Here is a 21635-nt window from a genome sequence, read left to right as displayed (position 1 = left end):
ATAAAACTGACTATTACTGGATCGCTTCCCAGAGCTTTAAGGCGTCGACGGTTTGGGGAACATCATGCACCCGCACTATCTTAGCCCCACGATCTGCAGCCAAAACAGCTGCAGCAATACTCGTAGGAATGCGTTCATTGGTCTGGCGACCAGTGACTTTACCCAACATCGATTTTCGAGAAATACCTGCCAAGGGGGGATAGCCCAAATTGGAGAACGCCTCAAACTGCGCCAGCATAGCTAAGTTGTGCTCCAAGCTTTTACCAAAACCAAAACCTGGATCAATCGCAATACGATTTGCATCAATCCCGGTTGTCACCAATTGTTCTGCACGCTCACTTAGAAATGCTGCAACCTCAGACACCACATCTTGATACTCAGGATTAAATTGCATTGTAAGTGGGTCGCGCTGCATATGCATGAGGATCACACCACAATTTAGATTTTCAGAAACAGCCTCCAATGCACCCTCTTGCCTAAGCGCCCAAATATCATTGACGCAATCCACTCCTGCAAGCAAGGCTTGACGCATCGTCTCAGCTTTATAAGTATCAATCGATAAAGCCACACCACAATCTTTAAGAGCCTCTATTACTGGGAGTACGCGATCGAGTTCTTCTTGCAAGGAAACGGGCTGGGCACCAGGACGAGTAGATTCGCCACCAATGTCGATGATGTCCACCTCGTTTTCTATCATCAGGGCAGCTTGAGCAATAGCATCTTGTGGTGTTCTGAACTGACCACCATCTGAGAAAGAATCAGGGGTAGCATTGAGAATGCCCATCACCAAAGGCTTGGTTTGTTTCTCAAAGTCAAAAAGAAAACGCCCGCAACACCATGTCGCGGGCGAGAGATCTTTACTCATCAGCACTTAAGCAGTAGCGGGAGCATTACCAGGTGCTGCATCTGGCGCACCACCCGCAGAATTACCGAAAGTAGTTGCAGCTGGTGGTAATGGTGCGCGCGGTGGGCGACCTTCCATAATGTCATTGATCTGATCAGCATCAATGGTTTCCCACTCCATTAAGGCCACAACCATGGCCTCAACCTTATCGCGATTTTGCTCAAGAATCGATTTAGCCAATGCATACTGACTATCAATCAAAGAACGGATCTCTGCGTCAACTTTTTGTTGAGTCAATTCAGAAACAGTCTTGGTACTATTGCGACCAAAGATACTTTCCGATTCGGTATCAACATAAACCATTGTTCCTAAGCTATCACTCATACCGTAGCGAGTCACCATATCGCGCGCCATTTTGGTAGCACGCTCAAAATCATTAGATGCACCAGTGCTCATGGAGTGCAAGAAGACCTCTTCGGCAGCTCGGCCACCAAACAAAATAGCTAACTCCTCCAACATGCGATCTTTGTACAGATTGACACGATCAAACTCAGGCAATTGCCAAGTAACACCCAGCGCCATACCGCGAGGCATGATCGTTACTTTATGCACTGGATCTGCCTTTGGTAAAACCTTGGCAACCACTGCGTGACCAGACTCGTGATAAGCCGTATTGCGGCGCTCCTCTTCGCGCATCACAGCCGATTTGCGCTCTGGACCCATGTAAATCTTGTCTTTAGCGTCTTCAAAATCTTTCATGTCAACCGCGCGCTTATTGCGACGGGCAGCAAACAAAGCAGATTCATTCACTAGATTAGCCAAGTCCGCACCGGAGAAACCTGGAGTGCCACGAGCCAATACCGCCGCATCCACGTCAGGGCTGATTGGAACCTTACGCATGTGCACTTGCAAAATTTGCTCGCGACCACGAATGTCTGGCAAACCAACATGTACTTGACGGTCAAAGCGACCTGGGCGCAATAAAGCCTTATCCAGGACATCTGAACGGTTGGTAGCGGCAACCACAATCACACCGCTATTACTTTCAAAACCATCCATCTCAACGAGCATCTGATTGAGTGTTTGCTCACGCTCATCATTACCGCCGCCCATACCTGCGCCACGATGACGACCGACCGCATCAATCTCGTCAATAAAAATAATACAAGGGGAGTTTTTCTTGGCGTTCTCAAACATATCGCGCACACGCGATGCACCAACACCCACGAACATCTCGACAAAGTCTGAACCAGAAATAGAGAAGAAAGGTACCTTAGCTTCACCAGCAATCGCGCGCGCCAACAAGGTCTTACCAGTACCTGGCGGACCCACTAGTAAAACGCCATGCGGAATGCGTCCGCCAAGCTTCTGAAACTTTTGAGGGTCTTTTAAGAAGTCAACCAGTTCAGAGACTTCTTCTTTTGCCTCATCGCAACCAGCAACATCTGCAAATGTTACGGTGTTGCTGTTCTCATCAATCAGACGTGCTTTAGATTTACCAAAAGAGAATGCGCCGCCTTTGCCGCCACCCTGCATCTGACGCATCATGAAGAACCAGAAACCAATAATTAATAAAGTAGGTCCAAGGTAGTACAGAGCAGAAACCAACATATTAGGCTCATCCTCTGCCTTTCCGGTTACCTGAACTCCATACTTCATCAAGTCCCCTACCATCCAAATATCACCTGGAGAAATGATGGAGTACTTAGCACCATCAGCGGGTGTAACTTGTAATGTGCGGCCTTGCACGTCTACTCGCTTGACTTTGCCGGCTTTGGCATCATCCATGAATTGAGAATACGTGACCTGATTCTGATCCTTCGGCTTATCAAACTGCTTAAAAACCGTAAAGAGCACCAGGCCCACAATGAGCCACACACCAATTTTTTGGAACATATTGCTGTTCAAACCGAGACCTTTGCCGGATTAATCCGGGAGTAAAAGCTTATCTATAGCTAAGTATTTGATTCTACTACTAGGCTTTTTCAAGGCCTAATGGCATATATATTTAATAAACCCTTGTAATTGGGGGGTTATTGAGTGTTTTTAAGGGGTTTCAAGTTCCGTCCCAAGAGAAAAATTTCTGATGAACGCGCTCTGGAGGCCTTAGGCTTTTTAGAGGTGACATTCCTAAAGACCTTCTTAAAAGACTCCACAATTTGGCTATAGCCGCTGCCATTGAAACATTTGATCAACAAAGCACCCTCGGGCTTTAGATGGGCCAATGCAAAATCCAGCGCAATTTCTGCCAAGAAAGCCATACGGGCAGCATCCGCTACGCCTACTCCGGAAAGGTTTGGAGCCATATCAGAAAGGACTAGATCTACCTTCCCATCAGCATCCCGAGGCAACAGAGCCTCAAGAGCCCGCAAACCTTCATCTTCCCGGAAATCACCTTGGATAAAGCTCACATCTGCAATATCTTCCATCGGCAAAATATCGATTGCAATGATGATGCCATCGGGTTTACCGGATTCTATTTTGGGATTGCCTTTACCAAGCTCAGTTAGGCGATTGCGAGCGTACTGACACCAGCTACCTGGAGCGCTCCCCAAGTCAACCACCGTCATGCCCGCCTTGATCAAATGCTCTTGCTCATCGATCTCGCTCAGCTTGTAAACCGCTCTCGCACGATAGCCCTCTTTTTGAGCCATCTTGACGTAAGGATCTTGCAGATGATCCTGCAACCAACTTTTATTGAATTTATTCTTTGCCACAACACTTACCCACTTTCGAGGTCTATTTTCCTTGTTTCTGCGCCTTTAGGCAAAAAGAATCGACCTAAAACAGCCTAAATTGGCGATTGCTGTCTTATTTAAGGCTTTTAATGCTCTATCATCGAGACCATGACTGCACTTACTATTACCCCTGCCCAGCGCAAAGCCCTCAAAGGCGAAGCGCATGATCTAGATCCGGTTGTCATGGTTGGTGGCGACGGCCTCACTCCAGCAGTAATTAAAGAAGCTAAATCTGCCATTGGACACCATGGACTCATCAAGGTTCGCGTTTTTGGCGATGACCGTGAAGCTCGCATTGCCATCTATGAAGAGCTCTGCGACAAGCTAGATGCAGCACCAGTTCAGCATATTGGCAAATTACTGGTGCTCTGGAGACCAAAAGATGTTGTTGATGCCGCCCTCCTTAATTTAGGCAGATCTAGCAAGCAATCTAAGAAGACCTTGCAAGCGCCTCGCACTAAGCGTCAACCAAATCGTGCAGCCCCTAAAGCGGGTGTACGTACTAGCTCATCAGAGCGTTCAGATCGCCGCTCAGCTTCAAATAAATCCCCCTTTGAGAGAGCTGCTGCTGTGAAGGCTACTGCTCCTAAGAAGCGGACATTGCGTGCAGATGCCGCTGAATCCAAAATTGGCTGGTCCTCACCAGGCTATCGCAAAGCAGTGGCCGCTCCTGCCCCAATCAAAAAACGTAAGGTACGTATGAGCAGCACCAAGAAGAAGTCTCTTGGCTCATAAAACGAATGTACTCTAAAACAAAAACGCCGTTGATCGGCGTTTTTTATTTTCTATTCTCGACTGCTTATTGGGATTGAGGTTTAGTGGAACGCCAAATCAAGAAAAGCCCTAAGATGCTTTGTGCAATAAATAAGATGCTCGAGATTTTGTGCAAACGAGTGAAGAGATCAGCCCATGCAGATTCTATGACGGACATTCCAATACCAATCGCTTCATCGCGCAATGAATCCATCCAGGGAATAATGATGTAGGCCTCCGCAAACGCGCAAGCCAACATCACCAGCAATGCCCAGCGAGTCAGGCGAAATGCATTTAGTCCACGACTCACTAGAAGATTAGCCAAAATCATTAAGATCACACTCAGACTCACGCTGCCAATAGCTAGCACCTTGAAAATGTGGCCAGCAACAACACCGGCAACCTGACGATCACCCAAAGTTGAAAATATGACTGGGGTTACTAAAAACCCAACCGCAATCAAAGCCCCAATCCATAAACCGGAGACCAAGGTAAAAACCCGTTGTAGATTGTCAGTTTGCAGTAGTTTGCTCATCCAGAAATTAGATATAACGCACTGCTAAGATTTCAACTTCACGACTACCGGCGGGAGCCTGAACAACCACTACGTCACCCTCTTCTTTACTAATCAATGCGCGTGCAATTGGAGAGCTAATGGAGATTTTGCTACTAGCAATATCAGCCTCATCATCACCAACAATCTGGTAGGTCAATTTAGTACCATCTTCCAGGTCTTCCAAATCCACTGTAGCGCCAAACACAATCCGACCGCTCACATCCAAAGCAGCGGGATCAATAATTTGCGCGGCAGATAACTTACCCTCTAACTCCTGAATACGACCTTCGATAAAGCCTTGCTTTTCTTTAGCAGCATCATATTCAGCATTCTCAGAGAGATCGCCTTGTGCACGAGCTTCTGCAATAGCCAAAATGACGGCTGGACGCTCAACGTGCTTGAGGCGGTGCAGCTCTTCTTTCAGAAGTTCTGCACCGCGCTTAGTAATCGGAATTGTGCTCATGCAACTAACCTAACTTAAATATGCAAATCTTTTTAGAAATTGCGTGTAAAAGTTAATTTTAGATTAATTAAGCGACCGATGTAAGTTTTGTATTGAATAAACTTCCAGCAACTGCTTGTTACCATTTTGCGAAGCCAATAAGCCATCCATTACAGCCCTGGCTGCACTAATCGTGGTGTAGTAAGTCACACCCTGCGCCTGAGCGCTGGTACGAATAGAGCGAGAATCAGCAATGGCAGTACGGGTTTCATCTACGGTAGTAAAGACCAAAGAGATCTCGCCATTCTTGATGAGATCAACAATATGCGGACGACCATCTTTTACCTTGTTGACAACACGCACTGGCAAACCAGCAGCCTCAATGGCCGCGGCAGTACCCTTAGTCGCAACGATAGGGAAGCCCAATTGGTGTAATAACTTGGCCACTTCAACTGCCTTTGGCTTATCGCTATCTTTTACTGTTAATAAAACAGTACCACTCTCAGGTAACTTGATACCAGCGCCCAATTGAGATTTAAAGAGTGCCTCACCAAAGGTTTTCCCAACACCCATGACTTCACCAGTAGAACGCATTTCTGGCCCAAGAATCGGATCAATCCCTGGGAATTTATTGAAGGGGAAAACGGCTTCTTTAACTGAGAAGTAAGCAGGCTTCACTTCAGCCTGAATACCCTGCTGCTTAAGAGTTTGCCCAACCATACAACGTGCAGCGATCTTCGCCAATTGCAAACCAGTGGCTTTAGAAACAAATGGCACTGTACGTGAAGCACGTGGGTTCACCTCAAGTACATAGATAACATCTTTGCCATCAACATTTTGAATAGCAAACTGTACGTTCATCAAGCCAACAACATTAAGGCCTTTGGCCATGGCGGTAGTTTGACGCTTGATCTCTGCAACCGTTTCATCTGAGAGTGAGTATGGCGGCAATGAACATGCTGAATCGCCAGAGTGAACCCCGGCCTGCTCAATATGCTCCATTACCCCACCGATGAACACTTCCTCACCATCGCTAATGCAATCCACATCACACTCAATTGCATCATTTAAAAAACGATCGAGCAGCACTGGTGAGTCATGAGAAACCTTGACAGCTTCACGCATATACCGCTCAAGATCGCGTCCATCATGGACGATTTCCATAGCACGGCCACCTAATACATAGGAAGGACGCACCACCAATGGATAGCCAATTTCATCAGCAAGCTTGAGAGCTTCATCTTCTGCGCGAGCGGTTCGATTTGGCGGCTGACGCAGATTTAATTCATGCAGTAACTTTTGAAAGCGCTCGCGATCTTCTGCTGCATCAATCATGTCTGGTGATGTACCAATAATTGGCACACCATTTGCCTCGAGATCCAAAGCCAACTTCAATGGAGTCTGTCCACCGTATTGCACGATCACGCCTTTTGGCTTTTCTTTAGCAACAATCTCTAAGACATCTTCCAAGGTCAATGGCTCAAAATACAAGCGATCGGAGGTATCGTAATCAGTTGAGACTGTTTCAGGGTTGCAGTTCACCATAATGGTTTCATAACCATCATCGCGCATTGCCAAAGCAGCATGAACGCAGCAATAGTCAAACTCAATACCTTGACCAATACGGTTAGGACCACCGCCAAGGACCATGATCTTGTCACGATTCGTTGGCTCTGATTCGCACTCACCATGCTCAGCTTCATAGGTGGAATACAAATAAGCGGTGTTCGTTGAGAATTCAGCTGCGCAGGTATCCACCCGTTTATAGACTGGTACCACTTTTAAGCGATGGCGTGCAGCACGTACCGAGGAAGCATCTACGCCCAATAGCCTTGCCAGGCGACGATCTGAAAAACCCTTTTGCTTAATAAAGCGCAATTCAGGAGCTGAGAGACTATCGATCTTGCGTTGCTTTAATTCAGTTTCGATGGTGATGAGTTCTTCGATTTGTTCTAGGAACCATGGATCTACTTTGGTTTCGCTATAAATCTCATCCAAGCCCATACCCATACGGAATGCATCCGCAAGATACCAAATACGATCTGGGCCAGGCTCATTGATTTCAGCAATGATGTCATCTAGGTCGGTAGAAACTTCATCCAAACCATCCACGCCAACTTCCAGGCCACGTAAGGCTTTTTGGAAAGATTCTTGGAAAGTACGGCCAATCGCCATTACTTCACCAACGGATTTCATTTGCGTAGTCAAACGTGAATCTGCTTGTGGAAATTTCTCAAAAGCAAAACGCGGAATCTTCGTAACCACATAATCGATTGAAGGCTCAAATGACGCCGGAGTTGCTCCGCCCGTAATGTCGTTCTTTAATTCATCCAGGGTATAACCCACTGCTAATTTAGCTGCGATCTTTGCAATTGGAAAACCAGTAGCCTTGGATGCCAAGGCAGATGAGCGTGAAACCCGAGGGTTCATCTCAATCACGATCATGCGACCATCCACCGGATTAATCGAAAACTGCACGTTCGAACCGCCTGTATCTACACCAATTTCACGCAAGACTGCAATCGAGGCATTGCGCATCAATTGATATTCTTTGTCAGTCAAAGTTTGTGCTGGGGCTACTGTAATCGAGTCGCCGGTGTGCACGCCCATTGGATCTAAGTTTTCAATCGAGCAAACGATAATGCAGTTATCTGCGCGGTCACGCACCACTTCCATCTCGAACTCTTTCCAACCCAACAAAGACTCTTCAATCAACAGTTCGCGGGTCGGAGATAAATCGAGACCACGCTTGCAGATCTCTTCAAATTCTTCGCGGTTATAAGCAATGCCGCCGCCTGATCCACCCATAGTGAATGATGGACGAATCACTACTGGAAAACCGGAGCTACCAGCCTCTTTCTGGATGCGTTGTTGCACCTCGTGCGCCTCGTCCATCGAATGCGCAATGCCTGATTTTGCAGAACCTAGACCAATCTTGGTCATGGCATCTTTAAATTTCTGGCGATCTTCTGCTTTATCGATTGCTTCTGGTGAAGCGCCAATGAGCTCGCAACCATATTTTTTAAGTACACCATGACGATGCAAATCTAGAGCACAGTTCAACGCAGTTTGACCGCCCATCGTTGGCAGTATTGCATCTGGTTTTTCAACGGCAATGATGCGCTCTACTACTTCCCATGTAATTGGCTCGATATAAGTAACATCGGCCATCTCTGGGTCAGTCATGATGGTTGCCGGATTACTATTAACCAAGATGACTTTGTAACCTTCATCACGCAAGGCTTTGCAAGCCTGCGCACCTGAGTAGTCAAATTCACAAGCTTGTCCGATCACAATCGGACCGGCACCGATAATTAAAATACTCTTAATGTCGCTACGCTTAGGCATTATTTGCCCTCCTTCTTAGTAGCATTCATCAGCGCCACAAAACGATCAAATAAATAGGCAATATCATGCGGTCCTGGTGATGCTTCAGGATGCCCTTGAAAACACAAAGCCGGCTTGTCTGTCCAAGCAAGACCTTGCAAAGATCCATCAAATAAGGAAACGTGAGTCACACGTACATTACTCGGCAAGGTGTTGGCGTCCACTGCAAAACCATGATTTTGCGAGGTAATGGCGACGCGCCCAGTATCCAAATCCTTGACAGGGTGATTGGCACCATGATGGCCAAACTTCATCTTCAAGGTTTTAGCGCCAGCGGCCAAGCCCATGATTTGATGTCCCAGGCAAATTCCAAAGGTAGGAACACCCTTTTCAATTATTTCTTTAACGGCAGCAATTGCGTAATCACAAGGACCAGGATCGCCAGGACCATTTGAGAGGAACACGCCATCGGGGTTCATCGCCAACACTTCGGCTGCCGAGGTTTGTGCAGGCACTACTGTTAACTCACAACCACGTTCTGCAAGCATGCGCAAAATATTGCGCTTCACACCAAAGTCATAGGCCACCACTTTTTTAAGCGGCTTGCTTTGATCTACAGTCTTGTAGGCAGGTTTGCCATCCGCGCCATGCAATTCCCATTCGGCTTCGCGCCATGGGTACGCAGTTTTAGTGGTAACCACCTTAGCAAGATCAAGGCCAGCCATTCCAGGAAATGCTTTTGCTAGCTCAAGAGCCTGTTTTCCAAGGGCTTGTACATCATCACCTATCTTACCTGCCACGATGGCGCCTGATTGAGCGCCTTTGTCACGCAGGATGCGGGTGAGCTTGCGCGTATCAATGCCAGCAATACCGAGAACACCAGCATTAGTCAGATAGTTATCTAGACTGCTTTCTGAGCGGAAGTTGGAAACGCGTCTAGAGAGGTCTTTCACCACCAAACCTGCCGCATGAATTTGGTCGGATTCAGCATCTTGCGTATTGACACCGACGTTTCCTATGTGTGGATAGGTCAAGGTCACAATTTGACGCGAATAACTTGGATCGGTAATGATTTCTTGATAGCCGGTCAGTGCGGTATTGAAAACCACTTCACCACTGGTATGACCAGCGGCACCAATACTAAAACCAGGGAAAAGAGTGCCGTCGGCTAAAGCCAAGACAGCTGGGGGAAAAGAAGGAAGCAAGGGTGACAAACCATCTCCAGTCCCTGCTCCATCCGACGCTCAACAACCCCAAAAAGACCAACCCAGGACTGTTTGTGCGGGAGGTGAGTGTCTTTAAGCGCTAGGGTAATTAATAAGTTTCGAATGCCCAAATGATACCATTTTTGCCATTCAAAACCCTCGATCCCTAACGCTAGAGGCCTAGCGGGTGATATGCCTCCTACACTATCAAGCTAAAGGGGGGCTTTTCTTAAGATTTACTTGGATTTTGCTCAATAATCCCCTTAATTTGCGCCAAAACAGCTTGATCTTCCATGGTGCTAATATCGCCCGGGTCACGCCCCTCCGCAACAGCTTGCAGGGCTCGACGCACGATCTTGCCTGAGCGGGTCTTCGGCAAGGCATTGACCACATACACGCGACCAGGGCGCGCAATCGCGCCCAACTGACCATCGACGGTTTTCATGCACTCCGCCTCTAGGGTGCTGAAATTGGATGAATCTTTTGGAATGACAAAGGCAATTGCTGCTTGCCCTTTCAGCTTGTCTTCAATACCAACAACTGCCACCTCCGAAACATTTGGGTGACTGGAAATACTTTCTTCAATCTCGCGAGTGCCTAAGCGATGCCCGGCCACGTTAATCACGTCATCGGTACGGCCCAAGATAAAGAAGTAACCATCTTCATCCTTAATGCCCCAGTCAAAGGTTGAGTAGATTAGCTTACCTGGAATGGTCTCCCAATAAGCACTGATGTAACGTTTGTCATCACCCCAAACAGTTTGCATACAGCCGGGTGGCAACGGGCCTTCGATTGCAATCACACCCTTTTGATTTGGGCCCAACTCAGCAGAGGTCGCATCATCAAGCAACTTCATGTTGTAGCCAAACGATGGCACGCCTGGAGAGCCAAATTTATGCGGCATGACCTCCACACCGCGTTGAATAGCGAGCATTGGCCAACCAGTTTCTGTTTGCCAGTAATTATCGACAATGGGTTTATTGATTGCACCATGAATCCATGTTGCCGTTGGCTCATCCAAAGGCTCACCAGCCAAGAACAAGGCACGCAGACTGGACAAATCATATTTGGTTAAGAAAGCGGGATCTTGCTTCTTCAATACGCGTACAGCTGTTGGCGCAGAGAACATCACTGACACTTTGTATTTCTCAACAAGTTCCCACCAAATACCCGCATCCGGACGTAACGGCGTGCCTTCATACATGATGGTTGCCATACCGTTAAGCAAAGGGCCATAGATGATGTAGCTATGACCTACTACCCAGCCGATATCGGAGGTAGTAAACATTGTTTCGCCAGGATTGCCGCAAAAGATATGTTTCATGGAAGCAGCCAACGCTACCGCATACCCCCCAGTGTCACGCTGCACTCCTTTGGGTTTGCCTGTTGTACCAGAGGTATACAAGATGTACGAGGTATGCGTAGCATCAACCCACTCTATCGGCACAAGTTCATTGAGATGCTTTTGACGTTCAGTCGCGTAATCTAAATCACGTCCAGCAACAGTGGCGAACTCAGTTAAACCGCGATTCACAATCAAGACTTTTTCTGGCTTATAAGTTGCTAGAGAAATTGCCTCATCGAGCAAAGGCTTATAAGGAACTGCTTTGCCCCCACGTGCGCCTGCTTCAGCAGTCACAATCAATTTTGGTTTAGCATCATCGATCCGAGAAGCTAGGCTGTGTGAAGCAAACCCGCCAAATACCACTGAATGAATTGCACCAATCCGAGCGCAAGCCAAAATGGCAAAGCTGGCCTCAGCAATCATGGGCATATAAATCAGAACACGATCACCCTTGCCGATACCGTTGGCCTTATAAATCGCAGCCATCCGATTCACTTCTTCATAGAGCTCTTTAAATGTGTAAGTTTTTTCTTGATTGGTTTCAGTTGAAACAGCAACTAGAGCAATCTGATCAGGACGATCTTGGAGATGACGATCGACTGCGTTGTAACAAAGATTGGTTAAGCCTCCTTCAAACCATTTTGCAAATGGTGGCTTGTCGTAGCTCAGAACATGATCAAAAGGTTTTTCCCAATGAATCAGTTTGGCTTGCTCACCCCAAAAGCCGTCAGGGTCTTTAATGGAGCGCTCGTGTTCTGCTTTGTATGACATAGTCAACCTAATGAGAAAAAAATTTATTGAGTTTTGCTAGCCTCCTTCTTGGTGGATGGCTTTGCATTACCATTTTTCGCAGATTTTGCAACTACTGTCGATTCGGATTTATGCTGAGTGGAGGCAGTTTTTACCGAAGAATTACCCTTAGAGACCACTTTAGAGGCATCTTTATACGACTTTGGAGGGGTGCACTTCAAATCCTTAGCCGCTTTAGAGCCTTTTGCTCCCTTGGTTGGCTTGCTGCACTTCGGTGTTGGAGGGGGCGGTGGAGGTGGCTTCTCCAGACTCAAGCTGGCATTGTCAGCCAGATTTGCTGAAATATCGCCTAAGCGCCGACTATTTCTAGGAATGATCACGGTAGAGCCTGCTTTAATGCGCATGCCTTTCGGAATGCCATTTACATCACGCAAGACATCAGGATCAACCCCTAAGGTTTTGGCTGTTTGATCAGCGCTCTCGGTCTTACCCACCTGCACTGCTGTCCAAGACGATAAAGGCCTGGAATAATTCTTCAGATTTTCCTGAAAGATTTCGGCATGACCAAAAGGCAACAAAATTTGTTGACCAGCTGCACTCAAGATCACCGGCTTATTAAAAGACGGATTGAGCACATGAAACTCTTCAGCAGGAATTTCCGCCAACTTAATCACAAGTGCCACATCAATATCACTGCCAACATCTACCGCCACAAAATAAGGGTGATTCTCCAAATCGGGCAGGGTGACACCATAAGCCCCTGGATCAAGCACGATCTGTCGATATGCCATCAGCTTGGGTACGTAATTACGGGTTTCCTTAGGCAACTGCAAGCTTTCATAGTCAGTTGGAAGCCCCGCGGCCAAGTTTTTTTTCTGTGCCTTAGCAATATTTCCGGCACCCCAGTTATATGCCGCTAAAGCAAGCTCCCAGGTTCCAAATTGATCGTGCAAGCGCTGCAAGTAATCAAGCGCCGCATCAGTTGACTGCAGTACATCACGCCGCTCATCCCGAAAGATATTTTGAGTCAGCTGAAAATCTTTACCGGTTGCCGGCATAAATTGCCAGATACCCATAGCTTTAGCGCCCGATTTTGCCTGTGGATTAAAGGCGCTCTCCACAAAAGGAAGTAGCGCAATTTCCGTTGGCATGCCGCGGGCATTGACCTCTTGCACAATGTAAAACAAATAGCGCGATGAACGAGCCATCGAACGATTAACGTACTCTGGTTTCGCAGTAAGCAAACGCAGTTGCTCGCCCTCCCAAGGGCTATTAGAGGGCTCCATCTCAAAGCCATCCCGAATGCGAATCCATAAATTACTGGATGGTGCGTAGATAGTGCTAACCGATTGCTTCTTCAGGTTGACGCGCGCCGCTTTAGAAGCACGCGGATTGGTTTTAGTCGGCGTATCTGAGGACCAATCACCCGTACTGGCACAACCAGACAGAAAGGCGGCAATCAGGATTGCCGCATAGACCAAACGCATCAGAAGCGATCTTTCCAAGCCCGAATCACCGCCAACACATGGGCAGGAGTAGGCAAGTCTTTCTCGCCGGAAATATTTTTTGCTACTGCAATGACTTCTGCTTGATCGCAGCGCATAAAGGGGTTGACTTGCAATTCCTGCCCAATGGTTGTCGGTAAGGTTGGTAGGTGTTGTTGACGCAATGCGGCGGCAGTCTCCGCCCAAGTAATAAGATTGATATTGTTTGGCTCTACCGCTAAGGCAAAACGGATGTTTGATAAGGTGTACTCATGTGTGCAATAGACCAGGGTATTTTTTGGCAAAGCCGCAAACTTGGCAAGCGACTGCGTCATTTGCGTTGGCGTGCCCTCAAACAATCGACCACACCCAGAAGCGAATAAGGTGTCACCACAAAACAGCATGGGCTCAACTACGTTAGCCTGCATATTGGCAAAGTATGCAATGTGACTCAGGGTGTGCCCAGGAACTTCATTAACGGAAAAAGTAATACGAGGTGCTGCAATCTCAATCTTGTCACCCTCCATCAAAGCATGGGTTCTTCCAGGAATGTCAATGGTTGCTGGTCCGTATACTGGAACCTTGGGGTCAAGCGCGGCTAGAAGCTGCAAAATCCCGCCTGTATGATCGGCATGGTGATGGGTAATCAAAATTCCTTTTAATGTCAGCTTCTGATCGCTCAGATACTGCAAAACTGGGGTGGCATCGCCTGGATCGACCACGAGTGCAGAATGGCCATCATGGATGCACCAAATGTAGTTGTCATCAAAGGCCGGAATGGGCCAAACTTGCAATAAAGTATTCTTCACCATAGACCGATGATACCAATCCCTTCAACCCCTTCCCAGTTGCCCGCACCACCATGGAGCTCATGGGAAAAATGGCTGCAATCCCCCCCTGGAAAGTATGTACTGGCCTGGGAGCAACGCTGTTTTGACCAAATCGTCGCTGATGTCTTTGGTTTTTATGCCGTCCAAATCGGTTTACCCCAAATCAACGCCCTATCCGAGAATCGGATGCCCCTGCATGCCCTACTCATTCATGAGCATGATCATCAAGAGTTGGCCAAACGTTTTCACTGGCATTTAATTGAAGGAAACCCTACTGAACTTCCATTTGCCAGTGAAAGTATTGATTTATTGGTTTTACCGCACGTCTTAGAATTTGCCGCAGACCCCCATCAAATTCTGCGCGAGGCTGACCGGGTATTGCGCCCCGAGGGCCGTTTGATTATTTCCGGATTTAATCCCGCCAGCCTTTGGGGTGGGCGCCAATACCTCAGTCGCTTAATTGGCTCACCCTATCTCCCCAGGGATGGGCAATTTATCAATTTACTCCGCATCAAAGACTGGTTGCAGTTATTGAATTTTTCCTTAGATCGTGGTCATTTTGGCTGTTACAAACTACCCTTAAAAGGGGAGGCCAGCATGGCGCGCATGGATTTTTTAGAAAAAATGGGTAACCGCTGGTGGCCTATTTTTGGTGCAGTGTTTTTGGTTTCGGCGATTAAGCGCCACCAAGGGGTGCGCCTCATTGGGCAGATCCAACCTAAGCGTTTGTCGGTCATGCCGCAACTGAGTCCTGCCACCGAACGCAATCAACTCAAGTCACCACCAGACAAAGTACAGTAAGCACCATAAATCGCACACCACATGACTGATACCAAAACCCTCCCCCACATCATTATTTATACCGACGGTGCTTGCAAGGGCAATCCTGGGCCCGGAGGCTGGGGTGCGGTCTTGCGCTCTGGCGGACATGAAAAGCATATTCATGGCGGGGCCGAACTAACTACTAATAACCGTATGGAAATTAGTGCCGTGATTCATGCACTGCGGGCCCTTAAACAACGCAGCTCCGTAGAACTATGGACCGACTCACAGTATGTGCAAAAGGGCGTGACCGAATGGCTTGAGGGCTGGAAAAAACGGGGCTGGAAAACGGCCAGCAAAGACCCCGTTAAAAATGCGGATTTATGGCAAGAGTTAGATTCCCTGCTTCCAGATCACACCATCTCCTGGCATTGGGTACGAGGTCACAATGGCCACCCAGGCAACGAATTAGCCGACCAACTGGCCAATAAAGGTGTTGAAGAATTTCTTCCATAGGCAAGAGCCCTGCTGTGAGAAAATTCATCCAATCGATGAAGCAATACTCTACCCTCCACTAGGCAAATCAATCATGCGTCAAGTTATTCTGGATACCGAGACCACGGGTCTGAATCCCGCCACTGGCGATCGTATTATTGAAATCGGCTGCGTAGAAATGATCGGAAGACGCCTAACAGATCGCACCTTTCATCACTACATCAATCCAGAGCGCGATATTGATGCAGGCGCCTATGCGGTTCACGGTCTGTCACGAGAATTTCTTTCTGATAAGCCGGTCTTTGCCAATATTGTTGAACAGCTGATTGAATTTGTGGATGGGGCAGAAATCGTCATTCATAACGCAGCGTTCGACTTGGGTTTTTTAGACAATGAGTTCGCCCTACTCAAGCGCCCTGCATTTAGGGGGCTAGCCGCCAAGATTACCGACACCCTGCTCGATGCCCGGCAGATGTTCCCAGGCAAGCGCAATTCCTTGGATGCACTTTGTGAGCGCTTTGCTATTAGCAATCAGCACCGCACTTTGCACGGCGCTTTATTAGATGCCCAGCTACTTGCTGAAGTTTATGTAGCGATGACGCGTGGCCAAGAAGACCTATCGATTGATCTGATTGACTACACGGTAGGCACTGATGCCTCTGGTCATACCAAACCACTGCCGACCAATCTCAAGCTCATGAGCGCAAGCGCAGAAGATTGCCGGCTACATGAAAAGATTCTCGCTGAAATTGCTAAGGCAAGCAAAAAGGACCCCGTATGGAGTTCTTCAAGTCTAGCTAGTTAAAGCAAATCTTAAATCGCTGCTGCGATTGCCTTACCTAGATCATCGGTTTTTCCTTTTCCACCCAAATCTGGCGTTAAAGGTGAATTCGCTGGACCTTCAGCCAATACAGACTCAATTGCCTTGAAAATTGTCTTACCCGCCTCCGGGTAACCCAAGTGATCCAACATCATCGACGCACTCCAAATCTGCCCGATCGGATTAGCAATCATCTGACCATAGATATCAGGTGCTGAACCGTGCACTGGCTCGAACAAAGAGGGGAACTTACCCTCTGGGTTAATGCTGCCTGATGGCGCTACTGCAATCGTCCCCGTACAGGCAGGACCCAAATCCGAGAGAATGTCGCCAAATAAATTACTGGCAACGACTACATCAAAGCGATCGGGATTCATGACAAAGTGAGCCGCCAATATATCGATGTGATACTTGTCAGTGCGCACATCAGCGTACCGCTTAGCCATTTCTTCAACGCGCTCATCCCAATATGGCATGGTGATTGCAATGCCATTGGATTTAGTGGCGGAAGTGAGGTGCTTTTTAGGGCGACTTTGCGCCAAATCATATGCATACTGCAAAATACGATCGACGCCATGTCGTGTAAATACAGATTCTTGCACCACGAATTCACGATCTGTGTCGGGGAACATTTTTCCACCAAGAGAAGAATACTCACCTTCAGTGTTTTCGCGTACGACAAAGAAATCGATATCGCCCGGCTTACGATTCGCTAGTGGGCATGGCACACCAGGCAATAAACGCACCGGACGCAAATTAACGTATTGGTCAAAGCAACGACGGAACTGAATGAGGCTACCCCATAAAGAAATATGATCCGGTAGAACGCTAGGCATCCCTACCGCACCAAAGAAGATGGCGTCGTACTGCATCAGCGTCTCAAACCAATCATCGGGCATCATCTTGCCATGCTTGAGGTAATAGTCACAGCTTGCAAAATCAAAATGATCAAACTGCATACCGATATTAAATTGACTATTTACAGCCTCTAAAGCACGCAGACCTTCTGGTATCACCTCTTTACCAATACCATCACCTGGAATAACAGCAATTTTTGGGTTCTTGACGATTTTTTGTATGTTCATATTGGGTTTATTTTTTAAGAATTAGCTAATAGCCCGACGGATTTCATCCCTGGTAGATTTAGTGTCTTTAATACTTTCGCTATCGTGCTCGGTAGTGTTCTCAATTGTTTCGGGCTCAGTCTCTTGCATGCGAATATTGTCCTTGGGACATATAGGCGCACCGTAAGTTGCCCAACGTTTTAATAAAGTCACTTCATAGCCACATTGGCCGCACTTGGCTTTATTGCGACTGGCATTACTTGGGCGGGGTGGCGGGAACACAATCGCTTGATGCGGATAAGGGCCCAATTCTTGACTAATCATCATTAACTTCACAGTCAATTCTTCAGTAGCATGCGCCATCCGTGCAGGGCCTTCCAGGCCCACAGTTTGTGCAATTCCTTTAAAGTCAGCACCATGGCCACTAAAGCAATCATCTACAGCGTGACATAACTCATGCACCAAAGTGTCTAACAATTGCACGGGCTCATCTAATTTTGGGGAAATAAAAATCTCATTGACCCCACCACCTGAGCGCTCACGAGGCCAGCATTGACCCAGGGTAGTTCTGGGGCTACTCGATGCCGGGAATCCACAAGAAACGCGCACTGGTGGGATGGCATATCCCGCTTTGGAAAAGATGGGCTCTAAATGCCGGACAGCATCTTCTAGCCAGGCCTCTCTTAATGAATGTTGCTTCATAAATTCCTATTAACGCTGACCGATTTTGACATCACCAAATATGGCTTGGGCTTCGCGTGGCAAGCAACGCCAGTAACGCTCATTGGAGTTCACTACACCCCCTAGAGCAGTAGCAGCTTGCCAGCCCCAACGTGGGTTGTACAAGAATGCGCGCGCTAAGGCGATTAAATCAGCATCACCTTTTTGCAAAATATCTTCCGCTTGTTGTGGATCTGTGATTAATCCCACAGTCATGGTTGGCAAGCCAGATTTTTCTTTAACAATTTTGGCAAAAGGTACTTGGTAATTTGGACCAACTGCAATTTTTTGCTTTGGAGAAATACCTGCCGAAGAGATGTGCACAAAATCACAGCCAACTGCTTTCAGTTGCACAGCAAAATCAGCCGTCTCTTCAGGAGTCCAGCCACCTTCAATCCAATCGCTTGCTGAGATGCGAACGCCTAGAACACCTTGATATGCCGCTCTTACAGCCTTGAATAATTCCAACGGAAAACGAATGCGGTTCTCAAATGAACCACCATATTCATCGGTGCGTTGGTTGGCAATGGGTGACAAGAATTGATGCAAGAGATAACCATGGGCACCATGTAATTCGATACCATCCACACCAATGCGATCTGCGCGCACAGCCGATTCTACGAATGCCAAAATCAAGCCTTGGAGTTCTTCTTTGGATAACTCGTGAGGAAGGCGCTCGCCATCTAACTGAGCGATAGCAGATGGGGCAACAGTTTCCCAGCCGCCCTTCTCTACTGGCAATAACTGTCCACCATTCCAAGGGGTAGCACTCGAGGCTTTGCGTCCGGCATGGGCCAACTGAATAAACACTGGAGTGACTGGTGCAAGCTGGCGAGCACGCATTAACTTATCTTTTAAAGCCGCTTCAGTGCGGTCATCCCACAAACCCAAACATGCTGGAGTAATACGACCTTCTGGCACCACGCCGGTAGCTTCAATAATGAACAGCGCAGCACCGCTATTGAGCAAGTTGGCCCAATGCATTAGATGCCAGTCTTGGGCCTCTCCATTGACAGCTGAGTATTGGCACATTGGGGCAACCACAATGCGGTTGGCCAAAGTTAAAGGTCCTCTTGGTGAACCTAGGGTGTATTCGGAGAAAAGCAAACTCATTTAGATACCTTTATAACTTGAAATGGGGGGTGAATGTCGTAAAACAAGAGCATAAACGAGACAGCTAATACGTGCAGAATTGGCTCTAGAGGCCTTTAAACAAGGGTCTTCTGAAAGATGGCAATTGATTCTACGTGTGAGGTATGGGGGAACATATTGACAATCCCCGCACCCTTCAGAGTGTAAGCGGCTTGGTGACACAAAATCTCGGCATCGCGAGCCAGTGTTTTGGGATTGCATGAGACATACACAATGCGCTCTGGCATTAACTCATTTAAATGCGCATTTGCTGGCTGAGCAGAAATTTGATGCAGTAAGGCTAAAGACTTACATATCTCCATCGCGCCCTCGCGAGGTGGATCCATCAACCAGCGCTCTGCTTTGCCCCAAGATGCAATCGTCTCTGTTGTTACTTCAAATAAATCACTTTGCATGAAGCTCACTTTGTCTACGAGGCCATTGTGCTCGGCATTGTTTTTGGCGCGCACAGTTAAGCTTGCTAGACCTTCAATACCCAAGACGCTGCGAGCCCGTCTTGCTAAAGGTAAGGTGAAATTACCAATACCGCAAAAGAGATCTAAGACACGGTGCTCTGGCTTGATCTCTAACAAGCGAATGGCTTTACTGACGAGCGCACGATTCATCATGTGATTGACTTGCGTGAAATCCGCTGGCTTAAACGGCATCTCGATTGCAAACTCAGGTAGGCGATAACAAAGCTTACCGGTCAATGGATAGAATGGAGCAACTGTTTCAATGCCCTTGGGTTGAAGCCAAATCCATACATGATGTTCATCGGCAAAGTCTTTTAGCAATTGCTCATCGGCTGGCGTTAAGGGCTGTAGATTACGAAACACTAAAGCAGTTACTGGCCGAGCTTTCATTGGATCATCAGAATGGGGGTCCTCAGGCTCGCCAACGGCGATTTCAATTTGCGGCATGCGATCGACAATGGATAAACCCATTACGAGCGTGCGCATCTTTGGCAATAAATCAGAGACATGTTTGGGAAGGATTTCACAGGCGAGCATGTCAGCAACATAGCCGCTCTTTCCCTCATGAAAGCCAATCAATACCGTACCTTTTTTAATCGAGCGGTTGACTGCACTTAAGCGGGCACGATGGCGATACTCCCAAGCAGGACCGCCCATCGGCCGGAGAATTTCTTCAGGCTTTACTTTGGCAAGATGGCTCAGATCATCTTCTAAGACGCGTTGCTTCATCGCAATTTGCGCGCGCATATCTAAATGCTGCATAGTGCAACCGCCACACACCCCAAAGGCAGCACACTTGGGCTGCGCACGAAAGACTGCTGGTTTGATAATTTGCCTGACCTTGGCTTTGCTAAAACGCGCTTTATCACGCGTGATGGTGTAACTCACCAACTCAGTCGGTAACGCACCTTGTATAAAAATGACTTTGCCGCTATGGCCTTGCACCGCCTCTTCCTCATTTGGCACCAGGCGTGCAATTCCTTGGGCATCTAAATCGAGGGCTTCAACGCGGATTGGCTCAAGCACTTCAATATTGACTGGCTTTTCTTCTCTACGCATCAGGAGTAAAGCCCAAAAGGTATTCTTGCCATTGTGAGCCATGAGGCTCTTTGGATTCTTGTTCTAGGTAGGCTTTGACAAAGGCAATTTCATCCTGGTATTCCTTTAAAGAGAAACCACCGCGTAATAACTGAAAGCGGCAATACATCAAATAAGTATTAACCACATCAGTTTCGCAATAACGGCGAATATCATCAATCTTGCCATCCTGAAAAGCCGGCCAAACTTGACTACCATCCATTCCCATCTTTCCCGGAAAACCACAGAGCTTAGCCAAACTATCCAAAGGGGCATTGGCTCTGCCGTTAAATTTGGCTAAGAGATCCATCAAATCCAGATGGCGCATGTGATAACGACTGATGTAGTTATTCCACTTAAATTCACGGCTATCGTTTTCGTGACTCTCACCCATTTCCCAATAGCGCGGTGCTTGTATATGGTTTACAAGTGCGCGGTAATGCAGCACCGGTAAATCAAAGCCACTACCGTTCCAGGAAACCAGTTGGGGGGTGTACCTTTCAATCAGATCGAAGAAGGCTTGGATGAGCACCTTTTCATCATCTTCGGGCGTACCGAGCGTGCCGACTTTAATTTGTGGAGCACCTTCTTTGGTCGTGCGACGAATCACACAAGAAATCGCCACAATACGTTGCAAGTAGAGAGGAAGAAATTCACTACCAGTCTTAGCGACTCGAGCGGCCATTGCTTTTTCAGCAACTTCCGCATCTGACACGGATGCTGGAAAATCCTCCAGACGACGCAATCCCGCTACATCAGGAATAGTCTCAATATCAAATACAAGCGCTGTTGCTAATGCCAATTCAACATCCGCTA

At 47.5% G+C, this 21635-nt stretch carries 19 protein-coding genes; 4 read left to right on the top strand and 15 right to left on the bottom strand.

The window, feature by feature from the left end; all coding sequences use genetic code 11:
- Positions 1–13: 13 nt before the first annotated feature.
- The 3 genes from folP to BOQ04_RS01955 all read right to left on the bottom strand — a co-directional run bounded on the left by folP (position 14) and on the right by BOQ04_RS01955 (position 3561).
- Complete coding sequence (gene folP, locus BOQ04_RS01965; protein ID WP_076023180.1) at positions 14–865, bottom strand: dihydropteroate synthase; 852 nt, start codon at positions 863–865, stop codon at positions 14–16.
- A 6-nt stretch (positions 866–871) separates the two neighbouring features.
- Positions 872–2752, bottom strand: coding sequence for an ATP-dependent zinc metalloprotease FtsH (gene ftsH, locus BOQ04_RS01960; protein WP_076023075.1), 1881 nt, complete (start codon positions 2750–2752; stop codon positions 872–874).
- 125 nt (positions 2753–2877) lie between these two features.
- Positions 2878–3561, bottom strand: a complete 684-nt coding sequence (locus tag BOQ04_RS01955; RefSeq protein ID WP_076023074.1) for an RlmE family RNA methyltransferase — start codon at positions 3559–3561, stop codon at positions 2878–2880.
- A 129-nt stretch (positions 3562–3690) separates the two neighbouring features.
- Here BOQ04_RS01955 and BOQ04_RS01950 point away from each other — a divergent pair, with 129 nt between their 5' ends.
- Complete coding sequence (locus BOQ04_RS01950) at positions 3691–4317, top strand: YhbY family RNA-binding protein (RefSeq protein ID WP_076023073.1); 627 nt, start codon at positions 3691–3693, stop codon at positions 4315–4317.
- A gap of 64 nt (positions 4318–4381) precedes the next feature.
- Here BOQ04_RS01950 and BOQ04_RS01945 read toward each other — a convergent pair whose 3' ends face one another.
- From BOQ04_RS01945 to gloB, 7 genes are all read right to left on the bottom strand, one after another.
- Positions 4382–4870: a DUF4149 domain-containing protein gene (locus BOQ04_RS01945; protein WP_076023072.1), complete on the bottom strand. Its 489-nt coding sequence runs from the start codon at positions 4868–4870 to the stop codon at positions 4382–4384.
- A gap of 7 nt (positions 4871–4877) precedes the next feature.
- Positions 4878–5354, bottom strand: a complete 477-nt coding sequence (greA, locus tag BOQ04_RS01940; RefSeq protein WP_076023071.1) for a transcription elongation factor GreA — start codon at positions 5352–5354, stop codon at positions 4878–4880.
- Between the two features lie 63 nt (positions 5355–5417).
- Positions 5418–8681, bottom strand: coding sequence for a carbamoyl-phosphate synthase large subunit (carB, locus tag BOQ04_RS01935; RefSeq protein ID WP_076023070.1), 3264 nt, complete (start codon positions 8679–8681; stop codon positions 5418–5420).
- A complete protein-coding gene (gene carA / locus BOQ04_RS01930; RefSeq protein WP_076023179.1) occupies positions 8681–9865 on the bottom strand; it encodes a glutamine-hydrolyzing carbamoyl-phosphate synthase small subunit in 1185 nt (394 codons plus the stop codon). The genes carB and carA overlap by 1 nt, the downstream gene beginning before the upstream one ends.
- Before the next feature lie 229 nt (positions 9866–10094).
- The gene (locus BOQ04_RS01925; RefSeq protein ID WP_076023069.1) at positions 10095–11981 is read right to left on the bottom strand and encodes a propionate--CoA ligase; all 1887 of its coding nucleotides are present in this window, start codon (positions 11979–11981) and stop codon (positions 10095–10097) included.
- 23 nt (positions 11982–12004) lie between these two features.
- Complete coding sequence (locus tag BOQ04_RS01920; RefSeq protein WP_076023068.1) at positions 12005–13447, bottom strand: transglycosylase SLT domain-containing protein; 1443 nt, start codon at positions 13445–13447, stop codon at positions 12005–12007.
- Positions 13447–14256: a hydroxyacylglutathione hydrolase gene (gene gloB, locus BOQ04_RS01915; protein ID WP_083657468.1), complete on the bottom strand. Its 810-nt coding sequence runs from the start codon at positions 14254–14256 to the stop codon at positions 13447–13449. The genes BOQ04_RS01920 and gloB overlap by 1 nt, the downstream gene beginning before the upstream one ends.
- Positions 14257–14262: 6 nt before the next feature.
- Here gloB and BOQ04_RS01910 point away from each other — a divergent pair, with 6 nt between their 5' ends.
- The 3 genes from BOQ04_RS01910 to dnaQ all read left to right on the top strand — a co-directional run bounded on the left by BOQ04_RS01910 (position 14263) and on the right by dnaQ (position 16336).
- Positions 14263–15075, top strand: coding sequence for a class I SAM-dependent methyltransferase (locus BOQ04_RS01910; protein WP_083657467.1), 813 nt, complete (start codon positions 14263–14265; stop codon positions 15073–15075).
- Between the two features lie 21 nt (positions 15076–15096).
- On the top strand, positions 15097–15552 hold the full coding sequence (gene rnhA, locus BOQ04_RS01905; protein ID WP_076023067.1) for a ribonuclease HI: 456 nt from the start codon (positions 15097–15099) through the stop codon (positions 15550–15552).
- Between the two features lie 73 nt (positions 15553–15625).
- Entirely contained in the window at positions 15626–16336 is a 711-nt protein-coding gene (dnaQ, locus tag BOQ04_RS01900; RefSeq protein ID WP_076023066.1) for a DNA polymerase III subunit epsilon, read from the top strand.
- An 8-nt stretch (positions 16337–16344) separates the two neighbouring features.
- Here dnaQ and BOQ04_RS01895 read toward each other — a convergent pair whose 3' ends face one another.
- From BOQ04_RS01895 to BOQ04_RS01875, 5 genes are all read right to left on the bottom strand, one after another.
- Complete coding sequence (locus BOQ04_RS01895) at positions 16345–17436, bottom strand: tartrate dehydrogenase (protein WP_076023065.1); 1092 nt, start codon at positions 17434–17436, stop codon at positions 16345–16347.
- A gap of 21 nt (positions 17437–17457) precedes the next feature.
- Positions 17458–18117 (bottom strand): SprT family zinc-dependent metalloprotease, encoded by a 660-nt coding sequence (locus tag BOQ04_RS01890; protein ID WP_076023064.1) that lies wholly within the window; start codon positions 18115–18117, stop codon positions 17458–17460.
- Positions 18118–18126: 9 nt separating this feature from the next.
- A complete protein-coding gene (locus tag BOQ04_RS01885; protein ID WP_076023063.1) occupies positions 18127–19248 on the bottom strand; it encodes an NADH:flavin oxidoreductase/NADH oxidase in 1122 nt (373 codons plus the stop codon).
- A 95-nt stretch (positions 19249–19343) separates the two neighbouring features.
- Positions 19344–20801 (bottom strand): 23S rRNA (uracil(1939)-C(5))-methyltransferase RlmD, encoded by a 1458-nt coding sequence (gene rlmD, locus BOQ04_RS01880; protein ID WP_076023062.1) that lies wholly within the window; start codon positions 20799–20801, stop codon positions 19344–19346.
- Positions 20794–21621, bottom strand: coding sequence for a 3'-5' exonuclease (locus tag BOQ04_RS01875; protein ID WP_076023061.1), 828 nt, complete (start codon positions 21619–21621; stop codon positions 20794–20796). Before BOQ04_RS01875 ends, rlmD begins: the two co-directional genes overlap by 8 nt.
- Positions 21622–21635: the final 14 nt, after the last annotated feature.

The sequence above is a fragment of the Polynucleobacter sphagniphilus genome (genome assembly GCF_001953355.1).
Classification (GTDB): Bacteria; Pseudomonadota; Gammaproteobacteria; order Burkholderiales; family Burkholderiaceae; genus Polynucleobacter; species Polynucleobacter sphagniphilus.
The sequence above is the reverse complement of the archived record's forward strand: the minus strand, read 5'-3'. Positions and strand labels throughout refer to the sequence as shown.

Bases quoted from the DNA above. Each gene is read 5' to 3' on its own strand.
- folP (WP_076023180.1), bottom strand. From the start codon at position 865: ATGAGTAAAGATCTCTCGCCCGCGACATGGTGTTGCGGGCGTTTTCTT.
- BOQ04_RS01950 (WP_076023073.1), top strand. From the start codon at position 3,691: ATGACTGCACTTACTATTACCCCTGCCCAGCGCAAAGCCCTCAAAGGC.
- BOQ04_RS01945 (WP_076023072.1), bottom strand. From the start codon at position 4,870: ATGAGCAAACTACTGCAAACTGACAATCTACAACGGGTTTTTACCTTG.
- greA (WP_076023071.1), bottom strand. From the start codon at position 5,354: ATGAGCACAATTCCGATTACTAAGCGCGGTGCAGAACTTCTGAAAGAA.
- carB (WP_076023070.1), bottom strand. From the start codon at position 8,681: ATGCCTAAGCGTAGCGACATTAAGAGTATTTTAATTATCGGTGCCGGT.
- BOQ04_RS01925 (WP_076023069.1), bottom strand. From the start codon at position 11,981: ATGTCATACAAAGCAGAACACGAGCGCTCCATTAAAGACCCTGACGGC.
- BOQ04_RS01920 (WP_076023068.1), bottom strand. From the start codon at position 13,447: ATGCGTTTGGTCTATGCGGCAATCCTGATTGCCGCCTTTCTGTCTGGT.
- gloB (WP_083657468.1), bottom strand. From the start codon at position 14,256: ATGGTGAAGAATACTTTATTGCAAGTTTGGCCCATTCCGGCCTTTGAT.
- BOQ04_RS01910 (WP_083657467.1), top strand. From the start codon at position 14,263: ATGATACCAATCCCTTCAACCCCTTCCCAGTTGCCCGCACCACCATGG.
- rnhA (WP_076023067.1), top strand. From the start codon at position 15,097: ATGACTGATACCAAAACCCTCCCCCACATCATTATTTATACCGACGGT.
- dnaQ (WP_076023066.1), top strand. From the start codon at position 15,626: ATGCGTCAAGTTATTCTGGATACCGAGACCACGGGTCTGAATCCCGCC.
- BOQ04_RS01895 (WP_076023065.1), bottom strand. From the start codon at position 17,436: ATGAACATACAAAAAATCGTCAAGAACCCAAAAATTGCTGTTATTCCA.
- BOQ04_RS01890 (WP_076023064.1), bottom strand. From the start codon at position 18,117: ATGAAGCAACATTCATTAAGAGAGGCCTGGCTAGAAGATGCTGTCCGG.
- BOQ04_RS01885 (WP_076023063.1), bottom strand. From the start codon at position 19,248: ATGAGTTTGCTTTTCTCCGAATACACCCTAGGTTCACCAAGAGGACCT.
- rlmD (WP_076023062.1), bottom strand. From the start codon at position 20,801: ATGCGTAGAGAAGAAAAGCCAGTCAATATTGAAGTGCTTGAGCCAATC.